Raw genomic sequence first — 8,079 nt, 5'->3', positions numbered from 1 at the left:
GGAAAAGCCCCCGGAAGAACCACCCTTCTGAGTCGATATCCGGGAGCTATCCAGCTTCTAGGCCTCGAGCTTGTGCCAGCCCTCTGCTGCGGTATAGATGGCAACGATTCGACCTTCACCAGGTCCGCTGTTCCCGGATCCGTCTTCCATGAGCCGGGCGAATTCGACTTTATCTTTGGTTAGTGCGTCGGTCGTTGTCTCGAGTGCTTCATCAAGGTCGTTTCCGAAGACATCCGTGCGTGAGTCGACACTGCCGCGAGACAGTCTTTCCAAGTGATAGGCCATAGAGCGATTCTATGCACGGCCCCAGCTCCTGACCAGCGCTTTTACTGATGCGCTGGGTGGATGTAGCCGGGGGAGTCCCGGGAAAACGCCCATCATGGTGCAGGGGGAGCAGGGTACTTGGAGCGTGGCTGAACGATGGCAAGCGGCCACCACAGGCGGGGATCCAGACAATAGAGAGTCCGCACGTGCGGCCGTCACCGAAGTGTCGCTCGCTCGTGCGGACTCTCTACGGACTAGATGAGGTTTAGCTTTGCGGTCTGACTAGCAGCCGTAGTAGAGCTCGAACTCATAGGGGTTCGGGCGCAGTGACAGCGGCTTGATCTCGGTTTCGCGTTTGAGGTCGATCCAGGTCCGGATCAGATCCTCGGTGAACACATCACCGGCGAGCAGGAAGTCGAAATCGTCCTCCAAAGCCGACAGGGCTTCCTCAAGCGACCCTGGTGCCACCTGGATGTCCTTGGCTTCCTCGGCTGGAAGTTCGTAGAGGTCCTTGTCGATCGGATCGGCCGGTTCAATGCGGTTGCGGATGCCATCGAGGCCTGCCATGAGCTGAGCGGCGAAAGCAAGGTACGGGTTGCCCGAGGCATCTGGCGCGCGGAACTCGATGCGCTTGGCCTTCGGGTTCGACCCCGTGATCGGGATGCGGATACCGGCGGAGCGGTTGCCCTGCGAATACACCATGTTCACCGGGGCTTCGAAGCCCTTGACCAGCCGCTTATAGGAGTTCACGGTCGGGTTGGTGAAGGCAAGGACGGAGGAGGCGTGCTTGAGTAGTCCGCCGATGTACCAGCGGGCGGTGTCCGACAGGCCGGCGTAGCCCTTCTCGTCGTAGAACAACGGGACACCATCGGTCCACAACGACTGGTGGCAGTGCATACCTGAACCGTTGTCACCGAAGACCGGCTTCGGCATGAACGTCGCGGACTTGCCCCAGGCATCGGCCAGGTTCTTGACGATGTACTTGAACTTCAGGATGTCATCAGCAGAGTGCGTCAGCGTATTGAACTTGTAGTTGATCTCGGCCTGGCCTGCGGCGCCGACCTCATGGTGCGACCGTTCGACTTCAAGGCCCGCCGCTTCGAGTTCCAGGCAGATGGCGTCACGCAAGTCGGCCTGCTTATCGGTGGGAGCCACCGGGAAGTAGCCTCCCTTGAACGGCGTTTTATAGGCCTGGTTGCCGCCCTCTTCCTTCTTGCCGGTGTTCCACGGAGCTTCGACTGAATCAATTTTGTAGAAGGAACCTTGCGGCTTCGACTCCCACTGCATGTTGTCGAAGATGAAGAATTCCGCTTCCGGAGCGAAGAAGGCAGTATCGGCAATACCCGTGGACTCCAGGTATGCCTCAGCACGCTCGGCTACGCCACGCGGGTCGCGGTGGTACGGTTCGCCGGTACGGGGGCTGACGATCGAGAAGTTGAAAGCCAGGGTCTTTTCCAGACGGAAGGGATCGACGAAGCCGGAGGTGACGTCCGGAATCAACTGCATGTCAGAGTCCGCGATTCCCTGGAAGCCCTTGATCGACGAAGCGTCGAAAAGCTGTCCGTCGACAAAGAAGTCTGCGTCAACCGTTTTGGCCGGGACGTTGAAGTGCTGCTGCACCCCCGGGAGGTCCGTGAATCGGATGTCGACGAATTTAACGTCCTCGTCGGCAATGTACTTGAGGACTTCGTCAGGGTTTTTGAACATCTGCTACTGCTCCTATGAGGTTTGCTCAGGCCAGGGAAGCACGCGGCCTTTGCACGTGTCGGCCCCTCGCTGTATCCCTACTCTAACGAATATTGGTTCCCCGATCGTGACACATTCGCTTCTCGGGCGTTATAGAGTGCCCAGCGGACCGATCCCAGCGATTTCGGGAGTAGTTTTTCGCTCCCGCCCGGCCTCGCGTTCCGGGCTTATCAGCGTGGACGGGACGATGTCGCCGCACTCTGGAAAGCCCGCGATAGACTGGTGGGGTGGAACGTAAAGATGTCAGCTCATGGCTCGAAGGCCCGCCTCAGCTCAATTCCGAAGCCTGGCCGGGCCAGCGCCTTGGACGGCCCGAAAGCGGGCCGGGATCTGTGGCTCGCATTGGCCGGCGCGTCGGTGCCTTGTGCATCGACTGGGCCTTGGCCATGATCCCGTCGTTCATTTTCTTCCACGGCAGTTCCTACGCCAATTTGGCGCTGTTCGCCGCCATGCAGATCGTCTTCGTCGGAGTGACCGGCCACTCCATCGGCCACCGCACCCTCGGTATGCAGGTGCAGGGCATGGACGGCTCGCCCGTGCGACCGCTCCAGGGCCTCATCCGCGGTGTCCTGGTCTGTCTGGTCGTCCCCCCACTGGTCACCGACCCGGATCAGCGCGGCCTCCACGACCGGGCCATCAAGACAATCCTCGTACGGACCTGACGTCCTGATATAAGTCGTAGGTCTTCCCAAAACACCTCCGGAGGTGCCAGAAGGGATATATCAGATCCCTCATCGAGGATCAGGCGTTGACGCGCCGGTCCTTCTGGCTGCCCCCGGAGGTGGGTCATGTCATTCCATCATGCAATACAGGCCGTTGTCGTGGCTGTGGACGTCGGTAAGAACACTCTGGCTCTGTCGGCCACCGACTCTGAACATCAGATTTTGCTGGATCCATTCGATGCCGCGATGACCCGAACGGGTCTGAACGCCGCGTTGGAGAAGATCCAAGTCGTCATACCACCGGATATCCCGGTCCTGGTCGGCATCGAGGCCGCCGGGCATTACCACCGCCCGCTTTCGTCCCCGATGTCCTGGCCCCCGGGTTGGAAACTGCTCCAGCTGAATCCGGCCCACGTGGCCGAGCAACGCCGCATCCAGGGCCGACGCAAGGTCAAGACCGCCGCGATCGATCTCGAAGCAATCACCGAACTGGTCCTGGCCGGACGTGGCCAGCAAATGACCGAACGCTCCGTGGTCATCGGCTCAATCACCGTCTTGGCCGCCCACCGGTATCGCCGTATAGAGGCCAAGACCGCGTTGAAGAACCAGATCCTGGGCCAACTCGACCGCACCTTTCCCGGCCTTTCCCTGGCCCTACCCAACATTCTGGCCACCAAGGTCGGCCGGCTGGTCACCGAGCACTTCGCCGACCCGGACCGTCTTTCCTCACTGGGTACCGAACGGTTCATCCGCTACGCCCAAGTTCGCGGGCTGCAGGTCCGAGGCCCCATGGCGGCCCGGCTGGTAGCCGCGGCCAGGGATGCGTTGCCCCAGACCGATGCCGTCTCGGCCCGCGACGTGCTCGTAGAAGACCTGGCAATGCTCCAACTCCTCGACGGGCAGATCTGCACGGTGGACGCCCAACTCGCCGCACTGTTGCCGTCCACCCCGTTCCATCCCCTACTGTCCGTGCCTGGCTGGTCAGTGTCCCGGGCCGCGGCCTACGGCGCCGGTATCGGGGAACCATCCCGCTGGCCGGGACAGTCGCAGATCTACCGGGCCTCCGGGCTGTCTCCGTCCCAATATGAATCAGCCGGTCGGCGCCGGGACGGCTCAATCAGCCGCGAGGGCAGCGTCGAACTACGCCGGGCCCTCATCGGCTTGGGCAACGGGCTGTGGCTCCACGACCCGGCCTCGAAGGACTATGTGGAGGCCCGAACCTGCCGATCAACTCCGGGGCGGGCCTCCTTCCAATCATCCAGCGAAAGCGGCACCCATGCTAGACAACTTCGTAGTCCTCGACTTTGAGACGGCGAACCCCAAGCGGGCGAGCGTCTGCCAGATCGGTGTGGCGAAAGTGGTCGGAGGCAAAGTGGCCGCGGTGCATACTTATCCGGTCTGCCCGCCGCGCGGGTTCGAGGTCTTCCACCCCAACAACATTGCTGTCCATCATCTGACGCCGTCCTATATCGAGGGTGCACCTGATTGGCCGGAGCTCCTGGACCGGTTGGTCCGCTTCACTGGTGGCCTGCCGTTGCTGGGGCACAATGTCGCCTTCGAACGGTCGGTGATCAACGCTGCGACCATCGAGTCTGGTCTGGAAGTTCCAGAGTTCGATTACGAGTGCACGATGAAGCTTGCCAAGCACTAGTTGCCGGGCTTGGCGGCGTACCGCCTCGACGTTGTGGCGGAGGAGATCGAGATTGCTGATTTCGGGCACCACGATGCCGGTGAGGATGCTCGAGCTTGCGCTGATGTCGCCCTGGCTCTTGCCGCACGCGTACAGGTGGGAACCCTTGCCGAGTTGCGGGCCCCACTGATGAAGAAGTCCCGCCGTACTGCCCGAAGCCGATAACCCCACGAAAGGCCACATCGTGTCTCGCACCACCCACACTGTTCCTGCTCCGCCCACGGAGCCGGCGGCCAGCTCTCCGGCCGTGGATCCCGCACCGTCCCCGGAGGTGCCGGATGCTGCGCCGACCCCAACCGAGGGCACCGTCGACTTCGGACAGCACTGGGACGGCTTCTGGTCTTCCGTCTCGGGAGCCTATCCGGGGCTGCCTGAGACCATGGCTATGGCGGGTACGGCTTTGGTCTTCGTGCTCATGCTCAAGTGGCTCTTGGATTCGCGCAAGGGCCGCAACACTGGGCATGTTGCCAAGCCGATGTTGTGGATCCTGATCCCAGCTTCTGCCCTGCTGGCGCCCTCACTGATCATCCCGTTGCTGCTGCATGTGATCTCGTTGCTCCTGAATATTGCTGCCGGTGCGTTGGACAACATCGTCGGCTAACCGGTTCTCGCAGGAGGGCGGGATTCTCCTGGTGCCAGGCGACTGCTTGCGCGGACGGGCCCGTATTGGCTCCTTGTCACCAGCCCGTCGTCCGCACGTCGTAGACGTAGCGATTCCTGTCGTAAACGTAGACGGGCATTGGCGTCGGCCGCCCTCCGGCTGCGTAAAGACCCCCGTCGTAGACGTGGAGGGGTATCGGCCGTGGAGTCCCATCGGCCGCGTAGAGGTGCGCCACCAGGTCTCGCACCCTGGCCACCGTCCTGACCTCAGACTCCTCGTCAAGGGTGACCTTCGCGACCGGGTTCCCGGTGGCCGGACAAACGTACTCTTCGATCTTGTCCACTTCAGTGGTGTCTATCGTGAGTCTGTCCCCGCCTATGAGCTCCAGCTCGTATTCCTTGCGTTGGGCGTCCTTGTTCAGGATCTTGGCAAACAACACTGTCGACCGGCCCTGAGCTTTCTTGGTCATGACTTTCTCCTATGCGGTTCACACGTCAAATGCTCATGACGAGCATCCTGAATGGGCGCATAGGCGTGATGCTCTGAACGCAGACGGCCCGTTAGCGGCGGACACGGCTTTCCTGGCTTAGAATTGAGACCAACGCTTCTCCACTCGCTGCAGATCCACTAGACGCAGAACCAGTTGCGGTTGAGCATATTTCACCCACGGCGGTACGAACACTTCTCCTGATGGGAAAACGATTGATGGCCCCGTCCCTTCGACGAACAGCCCCATTTGTCCCCCCATCATTTGCGCACTCGGCATCTGTGGCCTCAGCGTCATCAGGTCCTCGTTGCTTGGGGCAACGGCAAGGGTGCTTTCCAGCACACTCTTCAGAGCGTCGACCAGGGCCTGCTTTTTTGGAAGCTCTGCCTGCACGTTCGAGGACACCTTGATCTCATATTTCTCAAGGCACTTCTCCGGAGCTGCTTCGTACTCCTTGCGGAAGTTGTCGTCCGTGGCCAACTTGCCTAGAACTTCCAGAAACTGGCGAACATCGCCCATCGTTCTCACCCTCACTTATTTGTATAGCGAAATGATCAATCGAGCTTGTGTTCAGCATGGGCCTCCGACTGAGGGGAGTCAATACTTACGGACGATGGATTATTAGGGCACCGCAGGCGCCGGAGACTTTGCCTAGATGCGTGGGTCGGTAGTCGATAAACCAACTGTCCGGTGTCAGCCCTGAACCCGAAGGCCCGTCCCTCTCGTCAGAGAAAGAGGACGGGCCTTCGGGCTCTATTTCAAGGAAACGCCACCTGGCTGCTCCGAAGCGCTACCCAGATGGTCATGCCACGCCCCGCAGAGCGGGGTCCCGCCCCTTTCAGGCCGTCTGGGCCCGGTAACTGAAGAGTTTGAGCAGATTATGGCACCCCGCCATCAACTCCTACTCCCTCGAGGCCCTCTCCAAGCCGCGCAACAGCACGTGTTTGCCTTGCCGTGTGTGTATCTGCCGAAGACCGGTTCCACGATGGCCTTGCGCCTGGCATAGACCGCTCTGCCCTTCTTCGTCTTCAGCCGCCTGGCCATCCTCTCGGTCACCGTCGCGTCCTTCGGGATCCTGCCCCGCGGTGATTCCGGCACCGGGCGCCCATGCTTGACCCTCCGGGTGGACACGAAGAACGAAGTGCCCCCGGCAGCCTCCCGAGAACCGGTGTGTTCTAGGTTCGCGGCTGAGCAATACCCTGCGTCGGCACTCCACTTCGCCGGCATCGCGTCCAAGGAAGTGGTGGTGTGTTCGATCATCGGCACCAGCTGCTGCACGTCCACCGCGGTGTTGCCCAGTTGGGTGGTCACGGTGACCTGGCGGTCGGCATCAATAACGGCCTGGTCGTTGTAGCTGTAGTGGTAGGAACCATCGGCGGTCTTCGTGATCCTCGCGTCCGGGTCGGTGAAGTTGCGCTGGGACGTCGGTTTGGCCACCGCGTCCGCGGCAGCAGCGTCCCCGGAACCGGTGATGTCCTGGTCGTCGTCTCCACGATCGCTTGCCTTCGTTTCGGCTTCGGCCTCGATCGATTCCCATGCTGCCTGCATCGCGGCGGCCCGGCGCTGGCGGTTCGCCAGTTCGGCGGGCAGCTCATCTCCTCGCCTACCTGGCCCGAATCGGGCGTCCTCGTTCGCATCCACGGTCTTGGCCTCGGCCATCAGGTCACTGATCTCATCGGCGAGGACCTTCTGCCTGCTGGTGAGCCTTTCGTAGGACATCGCCTTATGCCGTGAGGCGTTGCCGCGGACCTTCGTTCCGTCCAGGGCCACATGGCCCAACGAGACCATGCCCGCGGCCCGGCAGAGTTCAAGGGCCTGGAGGAATACGTTGCCCAGTGCTGCGAGGTGGCGTTCACGGAAGCGGGCGATCGAGCGGAAGTCCGGTGCCTGCTGGGCGGCGAGCCAGCGGAAGGCGACCACATCGGTGCAGGCCTTCTCCAACTCGCGGGAGGAGCGGACCCCGACGCAGTATCCCTAGAGCAGAACCCTGAGCATCAGGCGTGGATCATAGGGTGGTTGGCCCTTGGCCTTGGCATGGGAGGCGTAGAACCGGGTCAGGTCCAGTTCGGTATCGACGAGTTCGCCGATGAACCGGGCCAGATGGTCCTGGGGTAGCCATTCATCCAGTGAGGGCGGGACGAGCATCACGGCGTTGGGTTCGAAGGCCTAGAAGCGTTTGTTGACTCCGCCGTTGGTGTCGATCCGGTCATCGTCCGGGAGCTCGACGCGTTCGATGAGGGATTCGTCGAACAGGCCATCCATGTCAGCAGAACCGGTATCCATACCCCCAATTATCCCAGCAGAGGCGCCTGTTCCTGGTTAATCCCCTCAGCGTTTTAAGGTTCGTTGCCGGAATTACTGACCCACGCACCTAGGAAACGGTCCGGAGGGGCGGCCGTACACGGTGCACGAGTAGACGTCGGCCGTGCAGGGTCAGGTGGGAATTGTGGTTGAGGAGTGGGCGACGGACCATATCGTCGGACATGGAAGAACTCCTGGATCGGTTGTCGTCATAACTGCCGATCCAGGAGGTCTCCACTTATTCAACTGCCGACAATATCTTGGTCGAGTACATCTAGCCGCCCAAGTTCCACGGGACTTACGCCACCACGATGTCGACTGTGCGTGG

Annotated in this window: 8 protein-coding genes and 1 pseudogene; 4 read left to right on the top strand and 5 right to left on the bottom strand. The window is 61.4% G+C overall.

Features of this window, described 5'->3' with window-relative positions; genetic code table 11:
* Positions 1-57 precede the first annotated feature (57 nt).
* The gene (locus ACT3S2_RS15510; RefSeq protein WP_444555747.1) at positions 58-285 is read right to left on the bottom strand and encodes a hypothetical protein; all 228 of its coding nucleotides are present in this window, start codon (positions 283-285) and stop codon (positions 58-60) included.
* A gap of 261 nt (positions 286-546) precedes the next feature.
* Positions 547-1,971: a type I glutamate--ammonia ligase gene (glnA, locus tag ACT3S2_RS15505; RefSeq protein WP_444555748.1), complete on the bottom strand. Its 1,425-nt coding sequence runs from the start codon at positions 1,969-1,971 to the stop codon at positions 547-549.
* 371 nt (positions 1,972-2,342) lie between these two features.
* Between glnA and ACT3S2_RS15500 the strand changes: the two genes are divergently transcribed.
* The 4 genes from ACT3S2_RS15500 (at position 2,343) to ACT3S2_RS15485 (ending at position 4,963) form a co-directional block, all read left to right on the top strand.
* Positions 2,343-2,672: an RDD family protein gene (locus tag ACT3S2_RS15500; RefSeq protein WP_444561896.1), complete on the top strand. Its 330-nt coding sequence runs from the start codon at positions 2,343-2,345 to the stop codon at positions 2,670-2,672.
* 126 nt (positions 2,673-2,798) lie between these two features.
* The gene (locus ACT3S2_RS15495) at positions 2,799-3,980 is read left to right on the top strand and encodes an IS110 family transposase (protein WP_444555750.1); all 1,182 of its coding nucleotides are present in this window, start codon (positions 2,799-2,801) and stop codon (positions 3,978-3,980) included.
* Entirely contained in the window at positions 3,949-4,323 is a 375-nt protein-coding gene (locus ACT3S2_RS15490) for a hypothetical protein (protein WP_444555751.1), read from the top strand. Before ACT3S2_RS15495 ends, ACT3S2_RS15490 begins: the two co-directional genes overlap by 32 nt.
* Positions 4,324-4,546: 223 nt before the next feature.
* Entirely contained in the window at positions 4,547-4,963 is a 417-nt protein-coding gene (locus tag ACT3S2_RS15485) for a hypothetical protein (RefSeq protein WP_444555752.1), read from the top strand.
* A gap of 76 nt (positions 4,964-5,039) precedes the next feature.
* Here the strand turns inward: ACT3S2_RS15485 and ACT3S2_RS15480 are convergent, their stop codons facing one another.
* The 3 genes and pseudogenes from ACT3S2_RS15480 to ACT3S2_RS15470 form a co-directional block, all read right to left on the bottom strand.
* The gene (locus tag ACT3S2_RS15480; RefSeq protein WP_444555753.1) at positions 5,040-5,432 is read right to left on the bottom strand and encodes a hypothetical protein; all 393 of its coding nucleotides are present in this window, start codon (positions 5,430-5,432) and stop codon (positions 5,040-5,042) included.
* Between the two features lie 117 nt (positions 5,433-5,549).
* Positions 5,550-5,969 carry a hypothetical protein gene (locus ACT3S2_RS15475; RefSeq protein WP_444555754.1) on the bottom strand — a complete coding sequence of 140 codons (420 nt, stop codon included), beginning with the start codon at positions 5,967-5,969 and terminating at the stop codon, positions 5,550-5,552.
* Between the two features lie 319 nt (positions 5,970-6,288).
* Positions 6,289-7,595: pseudogene (locus ACT3S2_RS15470) on the bottom strand (transposase).
* Positions 7,596-8,079 lie beyond the last annotated feature (484 nt).

It is taken from the genome of Arthrobacter sp. AOP36-A1-22 (assembly GCF_052377615.1).
Lineage (GTDB): Bacteria > Actinomycetota > Actinomycetes > Actinomycetales > Micrococcaceae > Arthrobacter_H.
This window is presented reverse-complemented; position numbering and strand designations above follow the sequence as displayed.